This is a genomic window from Actinobacillus porcinus (assembly GCF_901764995.1).
Classification (GTDB): Bacteria; Pseudomonadota; Gammaproteobacteria; order Enterobacterales; family Pasteurellaceae; genus Exercitatus; species Exercitatus porcinus.
In genome coordinates, this window is sequence record NZ_CABFKI010000010.1 from 1 (window position 1) to 19,846 (window position 19,846).

Genomic DNA, 19,846 nt, shown 5'->3' on the forward strand with positions numbered 1-19,846 from the left:
GGAAACAAAATTATATTCTAGTTGATGAGTACTTCTTTTTTTGTTGCACTTGGATTGTAAATTCAGCGGGTAAAAAAGAAAGTAGCCTTGATAATTTAGGGGGCTCTGTAAGCAAAGTTCTTGTTGATTCTACATATGCAACAATGTTTTCTAAAGCAAATAGTACAGTAGGATTTATTGCTGATACAGCAAAAAATTTATCAGATGGGAAAAATTTAGAAAACTCTTTAACTAATGCTGCAACATCGTTAGGTGTTTCAAAAGTATCAGGGGTGCTAATAAAAGATGATAATATAAAACGAATTATTAATTCAGGAAGTACAAAGCTAATAGAATCTGTTACTGAAGAAGATGGAGGTAAATAGTATGAAAAAAATATTGCTTTCACTTTTTAGGGTAATCATTGCTGCTTGTGCTTCTTCTTGTATAGTATATATTTCTCTTTATATTAGGGGGGAAGTAAAAGAAAGTTTTTTATCATTTTTGTTATATGCATTTCCTTGGTTTATTTTTGTTATATATATGTCAATATTTGCTGCTAGATTAGCTAAAAAATATGAGAAGAATAAAAAACAGGAATGATACAAGAACTACTACGATAGCAACAACAGGTACAGTGGCTAATGAAGTTGCTCGTATCGGTGGGGATGTTAAATATGTTGCTAGAGAGTTAGGATGGATGTGAAGGCTGGTTATCATTCCATACCGAATAGTTATAAAGTTGTATTTGGTATAGAAGCAAGTATTAATGCCACCGCTGAATCAATTCCTTATTTTACGGGTAAAAAAGAAAGTAGCCTTGATAATTTAGGGGGCTCTGTAAGTAAAGTCCTTGTTGATTCCACCCACGCGGCAATATTTTCTAAATCCAATGCCGTAATTGGTTTTTCTGCTGATTTCATCAAAAATTTATCTGAAGGTAACAGCATTAAAGATGCCGCAATATCTAGTGCTGTTTCTTCTGTTGTAGGTAAAGGCGCTGCTACAGTAACTCAGAATGAATCTCTGTAAAGAGTGATTGCTTCGGGAAGCAGTAAAGTATATGAATATCAAAAAGAAAATCTAAAGGAAAAAAATAATGAAAACTAAATTGCTATTTATTATTCGAATCTTATTGACCCTATCCCAAATTCTGTGTAAACACCCATTTCAACTTAACGGTGATCGTCTAGGCGATCACCAAAATCAATCATAAATCGATTCATCGCCGGTTTCCGGTTCTGAATCAGCATTGTCCATTTTTTTGATACATCTTTAATCGCAAGCCAAATCACTTTGAAAACTGAATCATCCGTCGGGAATACATTTCGTTTTTTAATCACGCGACGAATCACGCTATTAAGCGATTCCACGGCATTCGTGGTATAAATCGCTTTACGAATATCAGCCGGATAATCGAGCCTCTCCCACAATTTAAATAATTAGGGCGGATTTAATCTCCGCCCTAACTTATCATGAACATTGAATTTTTAACTCAAACGCTGTAATAATTGCGTATAAATATTCACGCCTGTCAGCAGTTGGTTTTCATCAATATCAAATTCGGCTTCATGATGCCCTGCTGTTCTGTCTGCGCCTAAAATAAAGTAAATGGCTTTGCCGCCATGATCTTGTACGCGGCGACCAAGAATCGTGGCATCTTCACTCGCGTTAAAGGCGTATGTCGGCTGAACCTGTCTAATTTGTGGTTGTGCTGTCGCAATTTCTTCAATTAATTGAACCAATTCCGGGTCATTAATCATATCCACGGCCTCGCCCATAATTTCCGTTTCGTATTCCACATCAAAACTCACGGCAATGCCTTTCGCCATTTGCATCACTTGATCAACCATATATTGATTAATCGCTTTATTTTCGCCCCGCACTTCTAACTGGATTGTGGCTTGGGTTGGGATAACATTTCGACCTTCCCCCGCTTTTAACACGCCCACATTAATGCGCGTCATTCCTTCACCATGCCGAGAAATACCATGTAGTTGTGTCACAGCATGCGCAGCAGCTAATAGCGCATTTCGCCCTAGCTGTGGCGCTGCGCCGGCATGAGCAGGTTTGCCTTTATAGCGAATATCAATTTTCGTGGTTGAAAGGAAATTTTGCAGATCAGAAATCACCGTGCCTGAATTGGCGCAAAAACTGATATGAGAACCGGCGAAATAATCGGCGTCATCCACAATGCCACTTGCCGCAATCGCCGCGGCACCACGCACGCCTTCTTCTGCAGGCTGAAAAATAATTTTTACTTTGCCTGTCAGTTTATCTTTATTTTGGGCAATCCAAAGTGCGGTTCCCAAGCCAATCGTAATATGCGTATCATGTCCACAAGCATGCATGAATCCCTCATTGATTGAGTTAAAACCGAGCTTATTCGGGATATGATTAGGATCTTTACTTTCGGTCACATTAACGCAATCAATATCAAAACGTAATGCAATGGTTTTCCCCGGTTTGCCGGAATCAAAAATGGCCACGCATCCTGTGTAGCCGTCCATTTTTTCTAACCATTTGTCTTTCGCACCATAGGCTTTGGCATTGGCTAATCCTTTTTCCACCACTGCAAGTTGGCGACCGCGTACAAAATCTTCGTTGATGATTTGTTTGCCCATGAGAATCTCAAACCCCATTTCTTCGAGATAATCGGCAATGCGGCTCGTTGTCCAAAATTCTGCCCAGCCGATTTCAGGAAAACGGTGAAACTCTCTACGCCAATGGATTAATTGTTCTAACGTAATACTCATTACAAACTCCTTGTAAAAAGACCGCACTTTGGTGGTCTGATTGAATTACAACATAAATAAGGCGAGATATAACACGGCTAAAATCATACCTGGTGCGGTACGTTTTACCATTTCAATCGGGTTAACCATCGCCAAGCCTGCGCAAACAATAGTGACCCCCGCAATTGGTGAAGCGGTACGTCCAATAGCACCGGCAATTGCTGCCCCCATGCCTAAATTCACATGGGTATAGCCTAATTCAACGGCATGTGGCGTTACGGCTGAGTTAAAGGCAATCGCTGCTGCATCGCCTGAGCCTGTAATAACGCCCATTAAGAATGGACCAATGGTTGCGCCCCAACGGACAAATTCGTTGGAATGTTTTAAGAAATCAATGGCTGAGTCAATGGCACCTGTTGATTTCAAGCCTGCCACAAAGACGCTGGCGGCAACAATAATCCCTAATACATTCGCATAAGAATTTCCCATTCCGTTGAAAAATTCTTCCGTGATTTTAACGGGTGAAATGCGCGTCACTAAAATGCCATAAATTGCCCCGATCAGCATGGCTTGTGGCACGCCCATTTTTGTCCATTCCAATCCCGGTGTTTGTTGCAATGATGTACCACCGATAACCAAAATAATTAACGGTACCAACGGCGCAAGGGCATATAGCACGTTCACTTTATGGAAAGTATTTTCAGAAGATTTATTTTCTGCCAAATAAGCCTCTCGATGCTCTTGACCATAGTCTTTAAAGGCTAATGCCAATAGGGTCAACACGACTGCGCCAATGGCACCGGCTATGGTGGTATAAGGCGCATGAGATAAGTTGACTTCGGTAATGGTTAAGCCTGACATTTCGCTAATCATGGCAGAATGGGAAGAACCCGGGCTCATCATAGAACCAAAGGTGCCGGCCAAAATCGCCGCACCTGCCATCGCCGGACGAACGCCTGAGCTTTTTAAGACAGGAATTAAGGTGGCGCCTACCGCAGCGGCACAACCTGCAGCGGATGGAATGGCGATATTAATAAAGAACGTGATAATGGTGGCGATAGGAATAAGAAAGAATTTTAAGCCACTTAAAGGTTTGGTGAGCAAATGCACTAAATGGGTATCACATTGCGTATATTTCATCACATAAGCAAAACCCATACTTGAACAAATTGCCATAATTAAGCCGCCGGATGTCATGCTCTTGGCAAAGGCATCCAACGCCGCCATCGGGTTAAGGGTTAAAATTGCCATTAATAAGCCGACTGCAATTAAAACGGTACGCGTTTCATACTTTTTAATCAGCAAATAAATCGTCACTAAAATCCCTAGAATGGCAATGATTGATTTAAATTCAGCCATGGTTCCCTCCTAATAATTCAATATTGAACCCACTTCATGTTGAGTACATTTCATCTCTTTTTCAAAGATTAGAATCGGGGTTTGTCCTAACACCGTTGTTTGATTGCCTTCGATATGTAAAGCCGTTCCTTCCGGTAAGGCGTAAACAAGTGCGGTCGGATTGGCAATTAAAAATTCAGCCAAACGTTCTTCACGGCTTTCACCGTTATGCCCTTGCATTTTGCCCGAAATAAAATGTGGATTGATTTGATAAGGAAATAGCTTTAATGCGTCAAAGGATGGTGGGTAAACAATCGGCATATCGTTGGTCGTCATAATCGATGCACTCGCCACATTTGCCCCTGCGCTCCAACCAAAATAAGGTGTCCCTGCGTTGACTTTTTCTCGGATACATTCAATCAAATGATGTTCATACATTTGTTTTAACAAACAAAAGGTATTACCACCACCCACAGCGATAACATCCGCCTGTTCCACGATATCCGCATGTTTCTTTCCGCGATGAACAGAAAGAATTTCCACATTTAACTCTGCCAATGCGGATTGGACTTTCTGTTCATATTCATCAAAAGACTGGCGAACGCCTGCATAGGGCACAAACGCGACTTTTTTATCTTGATAATCCGCTAAAAAGCTTTTCAACCAAGGAATGGTATGCACCAAATAGCCTGTCTCTTTGTATTTTGAACCGCTCATTAACAACATCTTTTTCATCTGTTGATCTCCATGATTTTCACTAACATAAAAGTATTATGTAACGAAACAAAGAAAGATCGAGCGATTTTTCCGGAAAATTTACGTTTTGTGATCTCAGTCACGTTCTGGTCAAAAAAGGTATTAAATGGAAAGGTATGTCAATAAAAAAGGCTGACAAATGCCAGCCTAATTTACTAAAGCGCGGTAAAAATGCATAAGGTTTTATCTTACACGTCTAAACCTAACACTTTACGACCGTTAATACTTGCAATATTCACCATTTCATCCAAATTCGGGAAACGGCAACCTGCTGCAAGTAAACTTAATTCTTGCCATAAATCCCCTTCACAAAGTGGCACCATATAATCGCAGATATTATCTGTACCTAGGGCAACGGTGATACCTTCAGGGATCATTTCATCTGCCGGGGTTAAGGCATTATGGAACGGCATTAATTCTTCTTTACGGTTACTGTCAATCCATGCCATTGGGCAAGCGATCATCATCATTTTTGCCTTACGCATTTTTTCGTATAGGGCATAACGATAATCTCTTGAATGTGCACCGATGGAAATACCATGAATCGCTACCACGCGACCTTCCATACCGTGTTCGATGGTTTTATCACACAACTGCTCTGTTTCTTTTTCTTTTGGTGTATTAAATTGGTCAACGTGAACATGGCACATAATGCCCAAAGATTTCGCTTTATCTAACAAAATATCCATGGCTTCTAAACCGCGACCATAATCTAACTCATCACGATATGGCAAGCCACCAATCATATCCACCATTTCAGAACCAATATCAAACCATTTTTTCGCCGTTGGTTCGATAACACCCTTTAAAGTTTGGTTAGCAAATTTTAAAGTAATATCGTGTTTATAAACTTCGCGTGCTTTATGCGCTGCAATAATCGCACGATCTTCGCACACAGGGTCAATATCCACGAATGTCCCAAATGCCGTGACCCCTTGCGAAATCATCAATTCAATGGCTTGGCAAAAACGGGCATAATAATCTTCCACCGTTGACGTACGTTTTACTTCATCCACTAAGTCCCATTTTTGTTGCAAATTACTATTGTGATAAATACTAATTTTCTCAGGGGTCATGGTAAAAGCACGGTCAGCGTGTGCGTGCGCATTTACCCAGCCACCTTTTTTGATAATTTCGTCTCTGATATAAGTTTTAAAACTACGAACGTGATTCTTCATATATTACTCCGTAAATGGTGAAATAGATGAGATTAGCGGATAGACAGTGGGACTATGAAAAAAGAATTGATTTAGATCCAGCTTACGAAAGCGCGCCGAACCTGAAATGTTATAAAAAATTCACAGATTTTTCATTAATAACATTGTCGTCTAGTCTCGTATACTGGGCGCGTAGTATAAACGCACGCGCCTTATTTTTCAATAAAAGATCTGCTTTGTTTAAACACATCTAAGAATAAACCCAGCGGTGGGCGACTGGATGAAACTTTCTCATAAGCGCGGTTAAATTTTTGATAATTTCCCTTCGTATCAATATGATATTGCGTGCCGTCCGGTGTGATAATCGCGAACCAACGGTGATTTGCCGCCAACACCCAATCTCGAGTTTGGGTAAAATCAAATAAATTATCCCCTTGACTATAATCAGACGCCGGATTTTGCACCCAAAATAAATGATACATCAAGGCCGGTAGAATATCGGTATGGCTCGAAAGCTTCTCTTCTACACCTGAACCGAGTTCTTTCCACGCCACAATCATCGGCACATGAAGTTCATCGTCACTAAAATTATTCACCACATCTTTTTCATTGGTTTGGAACACATAGCCTTGTTCAGCGGTGATGACAACCGCCGTATTTGCTAATTGACCATCGCGTTCAAGGGTATCAAAAACCAACCCGAGTTGCTGATCAAGTTGCGCTAATTGTTCATCATAGAAAGCCTGTTCATCGGCTAAGGTGGTAGCTTTTTTCGCCCGAACAAGACGAGCCAAGTCTAAATTCAAATAGGCGAACCAAGGTTTTTCAGCTTCACGTTGAGCGTACCAATCTTGCCAATTTTTCACCGCACTTTCGTTATTCGGCATCGTGCGTTTCCCTTTTGGCAGTTTCATCTTATGAAATAAAGCTTGCTCAAAAATACTCTCTTTAAAATGCGTGGCTGAGAACAAGCCGAATTGATAATGATCCTGTTGCAATTTCTCGATCAACACCGATGACGTTTTATGATTAAGCAAGCTATCCGTATAGTTCGCATTCAAACCATAAAAAATCCCTGTTAATCCCGCATTATTCGTGCTGCCCGTGCTGTAATGCTGCGTAAATTGCATGCTATTTTGTGCAAACTGTTCCAATTTTGGCATTTTTACTACCGCATCGGCACGCAATCCTGATACCGTAATAATCAATAAATTTGCCTTGTCTTCGTTTGGCGATTGGTAGGTCAATTGTTGTTTTGGGTAATCAATCGCAGGCGTATCAGGTCGCCCATCGTGATCCACTTGATGTTCATATTCTGCTTTATCCAAAAAGCCATGCTTTTCTAAGAACGTCCGCGCTGTCATTGGGTAAGACAACGGAAAGTTTGATTTTTGCATGGTGATTGGACGATAAATAGAGGCATCTGCCCAAGCATAAATTAAATGGGTCGCAATAAATAAACAAGTCAACACCACCCCAACGCCACGGAACCATTTCTGACGCTCAAGGCTACGTAAACGATACCACGCCCAGCGAGAAAAAAGCATTTGCGCCAATAACATCAATGGCATAGGCGTAAAGAAAATCTGCCAATCGCGCGATAATTCCCCATTTTCAGGGTTAACGAGTAGATTCCAGACGACAGAGGATAAATGCAAATTAAAGCGCGCAAAGACTTCCGTATCGACTAATAACAATGTGGTGGAAATTGTGGCGATAATAACGGAAATACCACGAAAGGTGCGCTCATTTTTAATGATAAAGCTAAGCGGAAATAAAACTAAGAGATAAAGTGAAAAGCTAACAAAGCTAAAATGCCCTAATAAGCTGATAAAGAAATAAAGCTTGCCGAATAAGGTTTCAGGCCAGTCGATAATAAAGGCGTAGCGCGAACCAATCAAGATCGCCCAAATAATATTAAAAAAGGCAAACCAATGCCCCCACGAAATCTTCATCGAAGTTTGTTCGCGGTATTGCATGCCAAAAACTTGTTTGCCGTTTTTAAACCAAAACATCATTCTGCTCGCTTAAGTTTATTTCACCGAATTCATCAAGGCATCAGAAAACGCTTTAGCTAAAGCTTGTTGTTGACCTTTACCCACACTGGATGTCAATAAATTCGTGACCATATTACCTAAAACCACCAGAGATAAATCCACCGGGGCTTGATGTTTTTCGAGAACTGCAATCATATCATTTAAAATTGCATCTACTTGTTTATCTTGAAATTTTGAATTTGTTGCCATTTTTACAACCTTTAACGATTAATTTCGCGATCCTACCACATTTTCTCTTAAAGTGCGGTTATAATGACGCAGATTTTTTTAAATTTATTTATTCGGACGATAAAATGAGCATTAAAGTCAATCAAATTGTTTTACATCAACTCATTAAACAAACTACTGAAGATGGCAATATTCAACTCGATACCCAACTTCGCGAAACACTTTTACCCATTACACCGGAAGTTGAACAACTCACCTTGGAATTACACCAAGCTTACCAAACCAAAGCCAAAGGCTACGGCATATTTAAAGAACAATCGGTGTTTGCTCAATCTCTTAATCGCCTACTTGAGCAAGAAATAGACTTTCTGCCGTTTAGCCACGAAAGCGCAAACTTATTGAGCACAGAACTGAGCAAATACCCTTTTGCAGAAAGCGGCACTTTCGTTCTTTGCCAATATAATTTTTTAGCCACCGATTACTTATTTATCGCCCTGCTCGATAGCCGCATTAGTATGTTAGTGGATGAAAACTTAGAAATTCATCGCACCCAATATTTAAACATCAATCAATTTGATATTGCCGCCCGTATAAATCTCACGGAAATGCAAATTGACGCGAACTCAAACCGTTACCTAACCTTTATCAAAGGGCGCGTGGGACGTAAAATTGGCGACTTTTTTATGGATTTTATGGGCGCAGACGAAGGATTAAATCCGCAAGTTCAAAACCAGTGCCTATTACAAGCGGTGAGTGACTACTGCGATCAAGGTGACTTAAGCCAAGAACAAACGCAAGCAGTGAAAAAGCAAGTGTTTGAATATTGCAAAGGGCAAATGAATGCTGGGGATGATATTGCATTACGGGAACTTTCTACCGAGTTACCGACTCTTAATGAGCGTCCATTTATTGAATTTGCCACGGAGCAAGATTATGGACTCGAAGAAACCATTCCGCCTGTGCGATCTGCCTTGAAAACATTAACCAAATTTTCAGGCTCAGGCAAAGGGGTGACCATTAGTTTTGATGCAGAACTCATTAATCAACGCATTATTTGGGATGAAGCTTCAGACACCTTAACAATTAAAGGATTGCCGGCCAATTTACGGGATCAATTGCAACGCAATTTAAAAGACAATTAATTTGGCAATTCAGCAAACTTTAGGTATTATTTGCTCAACTTTTTAAATAAGGTTTTATGTTATGAAAATGAAATCAATTTTAACCGCACTTTTTGTTGCTTTCGCTGTATCTGCTTGTTCTAGCGTAGAAAAAATCGTTTATCGTATTGATGTACCACAGGGTAACTACCTTGAAGAAGCGAGTGTAAAACAATTACAAGCCGGTATGACCAAACCTCAAGTTCAATATTTACTTGGTACACCTGTATTGCAAGATCCCTTTAGCACCAACACTTGGTACTACGTATTCCTACAACAAAAAGGTTATGAAACCCCGGAACAACATACGCTGGTGGTTTATTTTGATCAAAGCCAACGTGTGACAAACTATGAATTAGATAAACCGTTGCCTGATTCAAATAAAGAAGTGTTCAATAACGCCATTATTGAAGCGCCAGTGGCAGAAGAATCTAGTTGGTGGCAATTCTGGAAATAAAATCTAGATAGGAATTTCAGCTATGGCTAGAATTTTATTAGTCGATGACGACATTGAAATCTCGAATTTACTGGCAGAACTGTTAGAGATGGAAGGGTTCGAAGTCGATGTTGCCTATGATGGCGAAGAAGCATTAGAGAGGCTAAATAGTCAGCATAACATTGTATTGCTCGATATTAATATGCCAAAACTCAATGGCATTGAGACCTTAAAACGAATTCGCCAAAATTATAGCGTGCCCGTATTAATGTTAACGGCTCGTGGTGATGATATTGACCGCGTAATTGGCCTTGAATTAGGCGCGGACGATTATTTACCCAAGCCATTTAACGACCGAGAACTGATTGCGCGTATCAAAGCTATCCTACGCCGCACCGTCGTAACGGGTTCCGGTGATGAAAGTGGTATGCCGAATAATGAGCATATCGTCAGATTTAAAAATCTTGAGCTAAATACAGGGCGACAACAAGCCTATTGTAACGGTCAAGATTTAGGATTAACGGGCTCTGAGTTTGCACTGTTGTTACACTTAATTCAAAACCAAGGCGAAATATTATCTCGTGAAATCTTACTCGTTGAAGCATTAGGCAAAGAGCTTACGCCGTTTGATCGCACCATTGATATGCACATGTCAAATTTACGGAGAAAATTACCTACACCTAGCGATGACCACGCTTGGTTTAAAACCTTACGTGGACGTGGCTATATTTTATTAGTGGATTAACAACCAATAAAAGTGCGGTCAAATTCCACCGCACTTTTTTATTAAAAAACATGAAATTTCTAAAGTTACCCTCTTACACCAATACGCTATCATTCCAAATCTTTACTTCATTTTGGGTTATTTTTCTTATTCTCTTATCCATTGTATTTTTTATTCCCAAACTGGATAGCCGCAATTATGCAGAATTAACAGGTAAAGAATTGCATAGTTACCAACAAGAAATTATTACGGCTATTCGTGAAAATAAACTAACACGATTATTAATGCTCAAAAAGCACCCTTTGCCATTAGAGCAAAGCAAAGATCTACACCCAATCTTATTAAAAATCAACACCAAGCAGCTTATAGGGGCATTAGATGATGAACTTGATGATGCCACTCGATTTACTCATACCGCAAATAATCCAGAAAAACCGTTTGTTAAAACATTTAACAATATTAAATTAGCAGGGCCTTTTACCATTCATCTCACGTCAATCACCGATGATAATAAAGAAGAACCTTATTTGTTATATTTTGCCCAAAAAGTGGATCCACAACGGGATTTTGTAAACCAAATCTTTGACCGCCCGGGATTGCTATTAATTTTTATTATGGTACTGTCTTCACCGTTACTCTTATGGCAAACCTTACATATCTCACGTCCACTTAAACAACTAAATATTGCAGCAAAATCTGTGGCGTTGGGCAACTTTATCGTTACACCGGATTTAGAAACCCAAGGGGTATCCGAATTCCGCCGCGTAGGTAAAACCTTTAACCGCATGATTGAAGCCATTGATGGTTTATTAAAAACCCACCAAATGCTACTTTCATCCGTTTCCCATGAATTGCGTACACCGCTCACTCGCTTACAATTAGCCACTGCCTTGCTGCGCCGCCGTGTAGGGGAAAGCAATGAAATTACACGTATTGAAACTGAAATTGCTCGTTTAGATTTAATGATAAATGACTTGCTCAAGTTTTCTCGTAACCAAGTGAATATTCACTCTAAGCGCGAAGTATTCCCATTGGAAAAATTGTGGCATGACGTTATTTTAGATACGGAATTTGAAGCGGAACAACGCAAAATTCAATTCCATTTCATACAGGAAGTTGAACACTCTGAGTATTATTATTTGCTCGGAAACAAACAATCACTAACCAGTGCCTTGGAAAACCTTCTGCGCAATGCATTAAAATATACATCTCATACCATTTCCGCTCATATTAAACGTCAAGGAGATAATATTATGATTTATGTAGATGACGATGGTGCAGGTCTCAAAGAAGAAGAGTACAAAAAAATCTTCCAACCTTTCTACCGTGTGGATGAAGAACGCACGAAGAAAATTGAAGGAACAGGCTTAGGACTTGCCATTGTAGAACATAGTGTGCATCAACATTACGGCGAAATTTGGGCAGAAAAAAGCCCATTGGGCGGCTTAAGAATTGCCATGACCCTACCGTTATATATGGGGGGGGGGTAGCGGTCATTAAATGAGCGATAAAAAACGCTTTTGTGGTTATAAATCGTCAATATTTACCGCAAGAAAATCTCCATTACCACTCTAATTCTCAGCCCCAAAGGGGCTAATTTATGCATAACCCAGTATGGCTCTGCCATGCTGGGATATTAGATAAGCATCTATTGATGACTTTGCAACATCAAGACATCAACAAGCCCCAATGTACCAGCATGTTGTTAGTCATCATTTAAGCCTTACAAATGAATAAGTTAGCTTAAAAAAGATCACTCTAAAAATGCACTAAAGAAAAAAAGCGTTTTTTTCTGTTTGTAGTGATCATTTAGTGATCTTTTTTCTACGAACAGGAACAACCCACAAGAACAGCACGAACAAAACAAGCGTTAAAAAGCCTTGTTTTTCAATGAATTATAGAACAGGACGAACAAGAAAAGGGGTTTAGGTGGCGGTGAGAGGGGGATTCGAACCCCCGATGCAGTTTCCCACATACACGCTTTCCAGGCGTGCTCCTTCAACCACTCGGACATCTCACCACATTTGAATATACTTCTTGAAATCTCTTTGTAAAAATTTATCACTGCAAGAAGTGGGCGGAATTATAAGAATTTACTGCCCGCTCGTCTAGTCTTTTTTAGATTTTATTGCGCTAACTTATAACATTTTTTCAAAATTAAGCGTAAAATAACCGCACTTTATTCTTCTTTTTTAGGTTGTTATATGTTGAAGAAATGGTTCTTAAACAAAAATGCATTCTTAGCGGTTAAACCGTTCAGCGCGCTTAAAGACAGCTTGCGCTTAGGCTATACCAAAAAACATTTTACCAAAGATGTGATGGCGGGCTTAACGGTTGGGATTATCGCGATTCCTCTTTCTATGGCGTTAGCCATTGCCAGTGGTGTTCCGCCGCAACATGGGCTGTATACCGCTATTATTGCCGGTATCATCATTGCGCTTACAGGTGGCTCTCGCTTTAATATTTCCGGGCCAACGGCTGCCTTTGTGGTCATTCTTTACCCTATCACCCAACAATTTGGCTTGGGCGGATTATTAATGGCAACGATTCTTTCGGGGCTAATTTTAATCCTCATGGCGTTATTCCGTTTAGGGCGATTAATTGAATATATTCCATTACCTGTCACACTAGGGTTTACTTGTGGTATTGGTATTACGATTGCGACCTTACAAATCAAAGATTTTCTTGGGCTGAATATTCCTGCAATGCCTGCCCATTATATTGAAAAAGTACAGACTATTTTCACCGCACTTCCCTCTATCAACTGGGCAGATACACTGGTTGGTATCGTAACATTAGCCGTTTTAACCCAATGGCGTCGCTTAAAAATTGCCATTCCAGGGCATTTACCTGCGGTCATTGTGGGGACATTACTGGCATTACTATTAAGTCAGTTTGATATGAAAGTCGCGACCATTGGTTCCGCTTTCCAATATACTCTACCTGATGGCACAGTAGGCAATGGTATTCCCAATGTATTACCAAGCTTTATGTTGCCTTGGAATATTCCCAATGCACAAGGAGAAGTCATTCAATGGAACTTTGATACACTTCAAGCACTTTTACCGGCAGCCTTTTCTATGGCAATGCTCGGCGCGATTGAATCTTTACTTTGTGCTGTCGTACTCGACAACATGACAGACACCAAACACCATTCCAATAATGAATTATTAGCCCAAGGGATAGGTAATGTTGTTGCACCATTTTTAGGGGGAATTACCGCAACCGCTGCCATTGCGCGTTCAGCCGCTAACGTAAAAGCAGGCGCAACGTCCCCTATCGCTAGCGTGGTGCATGGTTTATTTGTACTGTTCTCTCTACTTGTTTTTGCACAAGCACTTTCTTATCTTCCGCTCGCCTCCATGGCGGCATTGCTATTGCTCGTTGCATGGAATATGGCCGATATTCACAATATTATTGCGCTTATCCGCCGTTCCGGAAAAAATGAAATTGCTGTTCTCGTTGTTTGTATTTTGCTTACCGTTATTTTCGATATGGTGATCGCCATTTCCGTTGGCGTACTACTCGCAAGCTTGCTGTTTATTCGCACCATTGCAGAAATGACTAAAACCATCGAAACAACCCATCCCGATGATTTAGAAGATGTTTTAGTTTACCGTGTAAGTGGCCCGTTATTCTTTGCTGCGGCAGATAACCTATTTTCGGAATTACACGATAAAACGGTTCATACCGATCATGAAATCCGCCATATCGTCTTACAATGCGAAGCGGTGAATGTTCTTGATACGGGGGGAATTCACGCCTTAACCCGTTTTGTACAACATATGTTGCCACACCAGCAACTTTATATGTGCAATATGCAATTTCAGCCCTTAAGAATGTTGGTGAAAGCCAATACCGTGCCTGAATTGCAACGCATTAACTTCAGTGCTGATTTAATGGAAACCTACGCGAAAATTCGTTTGCAAGAAAGTGAATTGAATCGATAAGCCGTAACAAAAAAGGCGCAAACAACTCGTTGCTTGCGCCCTTTTTTTATCTCATCAACTAGCGATGACGACTGCCTTTAAAGCCTTTCTCACGAAATTCTTTTCGACCCTGTTCTTTAAAAGTGCGGTCATTTTTTCCTGAGAATTTGCGATCACCTTTAAAACCACGCTCATTAAAACGAGCTTCGCGGTCGTTAAAACGATCACTGCCACGGCGAGAATCACGGTTATCCGAACGTCCACGCTCACCACCTTGAACTTCACGCACAAATGACATTTGCATTTTTTTGTTTAACACACGCGCTTTTTCAAAATGCTTCAATAACTCTTTCGGCATACCTTGTGGCAATTCAATGGTTGAATAATCATCATAAAGTTTGATATGACCAATATGACGACTATTGATATCCCCTTCGTTGGCAATGGCCCCCACAATATGACGGACTTCTACCCCATCTGCACGACCAATTTCAATACGATATAAATCCATTGGTTGCGGATTGCCATAGCCACGGCGTTCTTGTGAACGAGGATTATCACGGCGTTCACCACGCTCACGGCGATCACCACGTTCGCCACGTTTAGGCATTGGCGGATCCGGTGGAAGAATTAATTTTTGTTTACCTTGAAGCAACATTAACATCGCAGCGGCAATGTCTTCTTGATCTTGATCTGCTGTGAATAAATCTTCCAACAAGCTACGATAAAGCTCTAAATCATGATGTTCAAGCTGTTTGGTAATTTGTGCCACAAATTTTGCACGGCGGCAAGCTTGCAATTGTTCATGATTCGGTAAATTCACTTCTTCAATTGGCTTTTTCATTAAGCGTTCAATATTGCCTAATAGACGGCGCTCACGTGGCTCCACAAATAAAATCGCGCTTCCTGAACGACCGGCACGACCGGTACGACCGATACGATGCACATAGCTTTCTGCGTCTAATGGAATGTCATAGTTCACCACCAAGCTAATGCGTTCCACATCTAAACCACGAGCCGCCACATCCGTTGCCACTAAAATATCAAGGCTGCCCTTGCGCAAACGCTCTAAGGTTTGCTCGCGGGATTGTTGCGTCATATCGCCGTTCAGCGCTGCTGCGCGGAAACCACGTTGATTTAATAATTCCGTGACATCCAAGGTTCCTGTTTTAGTGCGGGTGAAAATAATCGCCGCATCAAAATCTTCCACTTCTAAGAAACGTAAGAGCGCATCATTTTTGCGGAAACCACGCACATACCAACAGCTTTGCGCAATATCAGGGTTAGTACGTTGTGTGGATTGAATTTTCACTTCTTGCGGATTCGTCATAAAACGTTTGGTAATACGGCGAATCGGCTCAGGCATGGTAGCGGAGAAAAGGGCGGTTTGATGTTGTTCCGGTAATTCAGCCATCACGGTTTCCACATCATCAATAAAGCCCATACGCAACATTTCATCGGCTTCATCTAACACGATAAATTTGAGCGATGAAAGATCAAGTGTGCCACGGTTAATATGGTCTAAAATACGTCCCGGTGTGCCCACCACCACTTGTGCGCCTTGACGTAAAGCACGAAGTTGGATGTCATAACGTTGACCACCATAAAGCGTCACAACACGAACACCTTTTGCGTGTTTCGTAAATTGTTCACAAGCTTCCGCGACCTGAATCGCCAGTTCGCGAGTTGGTGCCATCACCAACATTTGCGGATATTTTTCGTTGGTATCAATTTGTGCCAACAAGGGTAAAGAAAAAGCGGCTGTTTTTCCGCTACCTGTTTGTGCCATACCTAACACATCACGTCCGTTTAAAAGGTGTGGAATACAAGCTTGTTGAATAGGCGATGGAGTCGTAAAGCCCATTTCAGAAACAGCAGAAAGGATAAAATCCGGCAAGCCTAAGTCGCCAAAAGTAATAGTATTGGTTTCAGTCATTAAATACTCGAATTGATAAAAGGAAAGCACAAGGCTCTCGTGTATAACATATTGTGGTAAAACATAAACAAAATCGACCGCACTTTACAGTCTATCTAGTTTTTGCACCACGGCTCGTTCGGTTTGAGTGTTAGGGGTTTTATCTTTTAAACGCTCTAACTCAAACAATGCAAAACGATACTCAACGAAATTATACACCTGATTTGCTACGGCTAATTTGAACAGCACTTCTGCTTCGTTCATATTGCCCATATTGAGTTTTTGTTTTGCGAGATAAAAATAGGTTTCCGTTAGAATTTCCGCATATTGTGGAGAATTCGGATCAACAAAGACTTTCGCTTTGTCTAATAAATCTTGTACGGAAAGTTTGCCCAAATAATATTGAACAATGAAGGTTCCCCAATATTCAGTAGAAAGCGTTTCCGATCTTTGTACTAAATTTTGTTTTGCCTCTTTCGGCTTAAATTTCAAGTCGTTGAAATATAACCATAAAACGCGATAAGGATCGGCTTTATCTGCTTCGTAGAAGTGCAGAAAATCCTGATTCGCTAAGCTATAACGTCCCGTGTAATGGAAATCTAAACCACGGTTTAAATAGGTGTATTCATAGTTAGGATCAAGTTCAAGCACCACGTTAAAAGCATCTACGGCACCGTCAAAATCTTCATCTAATAACGAATATAAACCTAAATAATTATACACTGCCACCATTTGTGGTTGCAGCGCAAGTGCTTGGGTAAAGTCGTAACGCGCTAATGCCCAAAGCCCCAAACTGTCATAAAGCACACCGCGCTCGAAATGTAAATCCGCGCGTTCTGCTGCTGACAATTGCCCTACAATCAGCATTTGGCTGATTCGTGCAATCATCACTTCCTGTTCAAAATGCACGTTAGGATGTTGTTCCGCCAGCACAATGCTATTTTTAGACACAAAAATCCCTGTTGAATTGCTTACACAACCCGAGAGCAAAGCAAGGCATAAACTTGGAAAGAGTATCCCAAATTTGAACCAACGCATTATCTGTATCATTAAAATTTGCCTTAGGAATAACAGAAATGACGACCGCACTTTCAATCTCAAAGTGCGGTCGATTCTTTATGAATTATTCTTGATCAACAACGGCTTCTGCTGCCGGAGCTTCCGCAGTAGTACTCAAGTCTTTCATGGTTAAACGAATACGACCTTGACGATCGATTTCAACCACTTTCACGGTCACTTCTTGACCCACTTGAAGGTAATCAGTCACTTTCTCAACGCGTTCTTCTGCGATTTGAGAAATATGGACTAAGCCTTCTTTACCGCCAAGAATAGAAACGAAAGCACCGAAATCCGCTAAACGTGTCACTTTACCTTGGTAAACCACGCCCGCTTCCACTTCCGCAGTGATTTCTTCAATACGCGCCATCACTGCACGTGCGGAGTTAGCATCAACTGCCGCAATTTTCACTGTACCATCGTCATCGATATCAATTGACGTAGCGGTTTCTTCTGTTAATGCACGAATCGTTGCACCACCTTTACCGATCACGTCTTTAATTTTCTTCGGATCGATCTTCATGGTGTAAATACGCGGTGCATATTCAGAAATTTCCGCACGTGGTGCAGGAATCGCTTGTTCCATGACACCTAAAATGTGCATACGCGCGCTTTTCGCTTGATTTAATGCGATTTGCATAATTTCAGGGGTAATCCCTTCAATTTTGATGTCCATTTGAAGCGCAGTCACGCCGGTACGCGTACCCGCTACTTTGAAGTCCATATCGCCTAAGTGATCTTCATCACCTAAGATATCTGAAAGAACAACAAATTTTTCATCTTCTTTCACCAGACCCATTGCGATACCCGCAACGGCCGCTTTGATTGGCACACCGGCATCCATTAAGGCAAGAGATGCACCACAAACTGACGCCATTGATGATGAACCATTTGACTCAGTAATTTCAGACACCACGCGAACAACGTATGGGAATTCCGCTAAGGTTGGCATTACGGCTGCAACACCGCGTTTTGCTAAACGACCGTGACCGATTTCGCGGCGTTTTGGCGAACCAATACGACCTGTTTCACCTACAGAATATGGAGGGAAGTTGTAATGGAATAAGAAAGTATCTTGACGTTCGCCTGTTAATTCATCAAGAATTTGCGCATCACGTTCCGTACCTAAAGTTGCAACTGCTAACGCTTGTGTCTCACCACGCGTGAAAATCGCAGAACCGTGAGTACGTGGTAATACGCCTGTGCAAATATCTAAAGCACGAACGGTATCCACAGTACGACCATCAATACGTGGTTCGCCTGCGATAATACGACCGCGTACGATTTGACTTTCAAGTGCGGTGAAAATATCAATAATTTTGCCTTCGCTCACTTCTTCGTTTTGTGCCGTAATTTGCGCAATCACATCCGCTTTAATAGCGTCAATTTGCTCATAACGCACTTGTTTTTCAGTGATACGATAAGCATCACCTAAACGGCTTTCAGCAATGGCTTTCACTTGGTTGATTAATGCTGTATCCGGTTCCGGTGCAACCCAGTCCCAACGTGGTTTGCCTGCTTCTGCGGCAAATTCTTTAATGGCTTCCACCACCACTTGTTGTTGCTGATGACCAAATACTACAGCGGCTAACATTTGTTCTTCTGTTAAAATGTCTGCTTCAGATTCAACCATTAATACGGCTTTGTCTGTCCCAGCCACCACTAAATCTAAACGGCTGTGTTTTTGTTCCGCCATGGTTGGGTTTAGCACAAATTGATCATTGATAAAACCAACGCGCGCTGCACCGATTGGACCATTGAATGGCACGCCTGACAATGAAAGAGCGGCTGAAGCACCGATCATTGCCACTAAATCAGGACTGATTTGTGGATTAACCGACACAACGGTTGCAATAATTTGGATTTCGTTTAAGAAGCCTTCAGGGAATAAAGGACGGATTGGACGGTCGATTAAACGAGCGATTAAGGTTTCACCTTCAGAAGGACGACCTTCACGTTTAAAGAAGCCACCGGGAATTTTACCCGCGGCATAAGTACGTTCTTGATAATCCACCGTTAATGGGAAAAAGTCTTGACCTTCTTTAACGTCTTTTTTCGCCACAACAGTCACGAAAACCGTTGTGTCATCCATGCTTGCCATAACAGCAGCCGTTGCCTGACGCGCGATTGCGCCGGTTTCTAAGGTCACTGTATGTTGACCATATTTAAATTGTTTTACAATTGGATTCACTCTGTTGTTCCTTTTAAATAAACTTTTTAATTCAATAATAAGTTTCATTTTCCAAATTGCGACTAGCAAAAACAATCTTGGTTTGACGGCGTAAAATCATTTTTGATAGCCGCACGCTAAAACGGAAAATAAAACTGCCGTATTATACTCGCCTTTTGGCGGGATTGGTAACTTTATTTGCAAATTGCTTGTTCTTTCTGAAACCAAGTATTAAACTTGCTCGCAATAACCCTATTTAAATTCAA

The 19,846-nt window shown here is 41.1% G+C and carries 17 protein-coding genes, 1 tRNA gene and 1 pseudogene; 8 read left to right on the forward strand and 11 right to left on the reverse strand.

What is annotated here, in order from left to right; genetic code table 11:
- From E7T07_RS10980 to E7T07_RS07945, 3 genes are all read left to right on the forward strand, one after another.
- Positions 1-365 (forward strand): hypothetical protein (locus tag E7T07_RS10980; protein ID WP_167874947.1); only part of this gene is annotated, 365 nt, incomplete at its 5' end.
- A gap of 1 nt (position 366) precedes the next feature.
- On the forward strand, positions 367-582 hold the full coding sequence (locus E7T07_RS07940) for a hypothetical protein (protein WP_135710606.1): 216 nt from the start codon (positions 367-369) through the stop codon (positions 580-582).
- A 99-nt stretch (positions 583-681) separates the two neighbouring features.
- A complete protein-coding gene (locus E7T07_RS07945; protein WP_135710607.1) occupies positions 682-1,011 on the forward strand; it encodes a hypothetical protein in 330 nt (109 codons plus the stop codon).
- A gap of 143 nt (positions 1,012-1,154) precedes the next feature.
- Here E7T07_RS07945 and E7T07_RS07950 read toward each other — a convergent pair.
- From E7T07_RS07950 to E7T07_RS07980, 7 genes and pseudogenes are all read right to left on the reverse strand, one after another.
- Positions 1,155-1,394 (reverse strand): annotated as a pseudogene (locus E7T07_RS07950) (transposase); the annotation flags it as partial.
- Between the two features lie 75 nt (positions 1,395-1,469).
- Positions 1,470-2,735, reverse strand: a complete 1,266-nt coding sequence (locus E7T07_RS07955) for a M20 family metallo-hydrolase (protein WP_135710608.1) — start codon at positions 2,733-2,735, stop codon at positions 1,470-1,472.
- A gap of 45 nt (positions 2,736-2,780) precedes the next feature.
- Positions 2,781-4,073, reverse strand: coding sequence for a C4-dicarboxylate transporter DcuC (gene dcuC / locus E7T07_RS07960; protein ID WP_135710609.1), 1,293 nt, complete (start codon positions 4,071-4,073; stop codon positions 2,781-2,783).
- A gap of 9 nt (positions 4,074-4,082) precedes the next feature.
- The gene (pepE, locus tag E7T07_RS07965) at positions 4,083-4,787 is read right to left on the reverse strand and encodes a dipeptidase PepE (RefSeq protein WP_135710610.1); all 705 of its coding nucleotides are present in this window, start codon (positions 4,785-4,787) and stop codon (positions 4,083-4,085) included.
- Between the two features lie 209 nt (positions 4,788-4,996).
- Entirely contained in the window at positions 4,997-5,986 is a 990-nt protein-coding gene (locus E7T07_RS07970; protein WP_135710611.1) for an amidohydrolase family protein, read from the reverse strand.
- A gap of 191 nt (positions 5,987-6,177) precedes the next feature.
- Complete coding sequence (locus tag E7T07_RS07975) at positions 6,178-7,980, reverse strand: DUF3413 domain-containing protein (RefSeq protein WP_135710691.1); 1,803 nt, start codon at positions 7,978-7,980, stop codon at positions 6,178-6,180.
- A gap of 18 nt (positions 7,981-7,998) precedes the next feature.
- On the reverse strand, positions 7,999-8,211 hold the full coding sequence (locus E7T07_RS07980) for a YejL family protein (protein WP_135710613.1): 213 nt from the start codon (positions 8,209-8,211) through the stop codon (positions 7,999-8,001).
- A gap of 104 nt (positions 8,212-8,315) precedes the next feature.
- Between E7T07_RS07980 and yejK the strand changes: the two genes are divergently transcribed.
- From yejK to cpxA, 4 genes are all read left to right on the forward strand, one after another.
- Positions 8,316-9,332, forward strand: coding sequence for a nucleoid-associated protein YejK (yejK, locus tag E7T07_RS07985; protein ID WP_135710615.1), 1,017 nt, complete (start codon positions 8,316-8,318; stop codon positions 9,330-9,332).
- A 61-nt stretch (positions 9,333-9,393) separates the two neighbouring features.
- Complete coding sequence (bamE, locus tag E7T07_RS07990; protein WP_135710617.1) at positions 9,394-9,807, forward strand: outer membrane protein assembly factor BamE; 414 nt, start codon at positions 9,394-9,396, stop codon at positions 9,805-9,807.
- Between the two features lie 22 nt (positions 9,808-9,829).
- Complete coding sequence (locus E7T07_RS07995) at positions 9,830-10,531, forward strand: response regulator (RefSeq protein WP_135710619.1); 702 nt, start codon at positions 9,830-9,832, stop codon at positions 10,529-10,531.
- Positions 10,532-10,581: 50 nt separating this feature from the next.
- Positions 10,582-12,000 carry an envelope stress sensor histidine kinase CpxA gene (cpxA, locus tag E7T07_RS08000; protein ID WP_135710621.1) on the forward strand — a complete coding sequence of 473 codons (1,419 nt, stop codon included), beginning with the start codon at positions 10,582-10,584 and terminating at the stop codon, positions 11,998-12,000.
- Between the two features lie 440 nt (positions 12,001-12,440).
- Here the strand turns inward: cpxA and E7T07_RS08005 are convergent.
- Positions 12,441-12,530 (reverse strand) — tRNA-Ser (locus E7T07_RS08005).
- Between the two features lie 184 nt (positions 12,531-12,714).
- Between E7T07_RS08005 and dauA the strand changes: the two genes are divergently transcribed.
- Entirely contained in the window at positions 12,715-14,460 is a 1,746-nt protein-coding gene (gene dauA, locus E7T07_RS08010; RefSeq protein WP_135710623.1) for a C4-dicarboxylic acid transporter DauA, read from the forward strand.
- A 58-nt stretch (positions 14,461-14,518) separates the two neighbouring features.
- Here dauA and E7T07_RS08015 read toward each other — a convergent pair whose 3' ends face one another.
- The 3 genes from E7T07_RS08015 to pnp form a co-directional block, all read right to left on the reverse strand.
- A complete protein-coding gene (locus tag E7T07_RS08015; protein WP_135710625.1) occupies positions 14,519-16,375 on the reverse strand; it encodes a DEAD/DEAH box helicase in 1,857 nt (618 codons plus the stop codon).
- An 84-nt stretch (positions 16,376-16,459) separates the two neighbouring features.
- Positions 16,460-17,392 carry a lipoprotein NlpI gene (nlpI, locus tag E7T07_RS08020; protein ID WP_167874948.1) on the reverse strand — a complete coding sequence of 311 codons (933 nt, stop codon included), beginning with the start codon at positions 17,390-17,392 and terminating at the stop codon, positions 16,460-16,462.
- A gap of 85 nt (positions 17,393-17,477) precedes the next feature.
- On the reverse strand, positions 17,478-19,601 hold the full coding sequence (gene pnp / locus E7T07_RS08025; RefSeq protein WP_135710628.1) for a polyribonucleotide nucleotidyltransferase: 2,124 nt from the start codon (positions 19,599-19,601) through the stop codon (positions 17,478-17,480).
- Positions 19,602-19,846 lie beyond the last annotated feature (245 nt).

Excerpts from the sequence above, each read along its gene's own strand:
- E7T07_RS07955 (WP_135710608.1), bottom strand. The coding sequence starts at position 2,735 with ATGAGTATTACGTTAGAACAATTAATCCATTGGCGTAGAGAGTTTCAC.
- cpxA (WP_135710621.1), top strand. The coding sequence starts at position 10,582 with ATGAAATTTCTAAAGTTACCCTCTTACACCAATACGCTATCATTCCAA.
- E7T07_RS07940 (WP_135710606.1), top strand. The coding sequence starts at position 367 with ATGAAAAAAATATTGCTTTCACTTTTTAGGGTAATCATTGCTGCTTGT.
- E7T07_RS07970 (WP_135710611.1), bottom strand. The coding sequence starts at position 5,986 with ATGAAGAATCACGTTCGTAGTTTTAAAACTTATATCAGAGACGAAATT.
- E7T07_RS07980 (WP_135710613.1), bottom strand. The coding sequence starts at position 8,211 with ATGGCAACAAATTCAAAATTTCAAGATAAACAAGTAGATGCAATTTTA.
- E7T07_RS08015 (WP_135710625.1), bottom strand. The coding sequence starts at position 16,375 with ATGACTGAAACCAATACTATTACTTTTGGCGACTTAGGCTTGCCGGAT.
- E7T07_RS07975 (WP_135710691.1), bottom strand. The coding sequence starts at position 7,980 with ATGTTTTGGTTTAAAAACGGCAAACAAGTTTTTGGCATGCAATACCGC.
- dcuC (WP_135710609.1), bottom strand. The coding sequence starts at position 4,073 with ATGGCTGAATTTAAATCAATCATTGCCATTCTAGGGATTTTAGTGACG.
- E7T07_RS07995 (WP_135710619.1), top strand. The coding sequence starts at position 9,830 with ATGGCTAGAATTTTATTAGTCGATGACGACATTGAAATCTCGAATTTA.
- dauA (WP_135710623.1), top strand. The coding sequence starts at position 12,715 with ATGTTGAAGAAATGGTTCTTAAACAAAAATGCATTCTTAGCGGTTAAA.
- yejK (WP_135710615.1), top strand. The coding sequence starts at position 8,316 with ATGAGCATTAAAGTCAATCAAATTGTTTTACATCAACTCATTAAACAA.
- nlpI (WP_167874948.1), bottom strand. The coding sequence starts at position 17,392 with ATGCGTTGGTTCAAATTTGGGATACTCTTTCCAAGTTTATGCCTTGCT.
- bamE (WP_135710617.1), top strand. The coding sequence starts at position 9,394 with ATGAAAATGAAATCAATTTTAACCGCACTTTTTGTTGCTTTCGCTGTA.
- pepE (WP_135710610.1), bottom strand. The coding sequence starts at position 4,787 with ATGAAAAAGATGTTGTTAATGAGCGGTTCAAAATACAAAGAGACAGGC.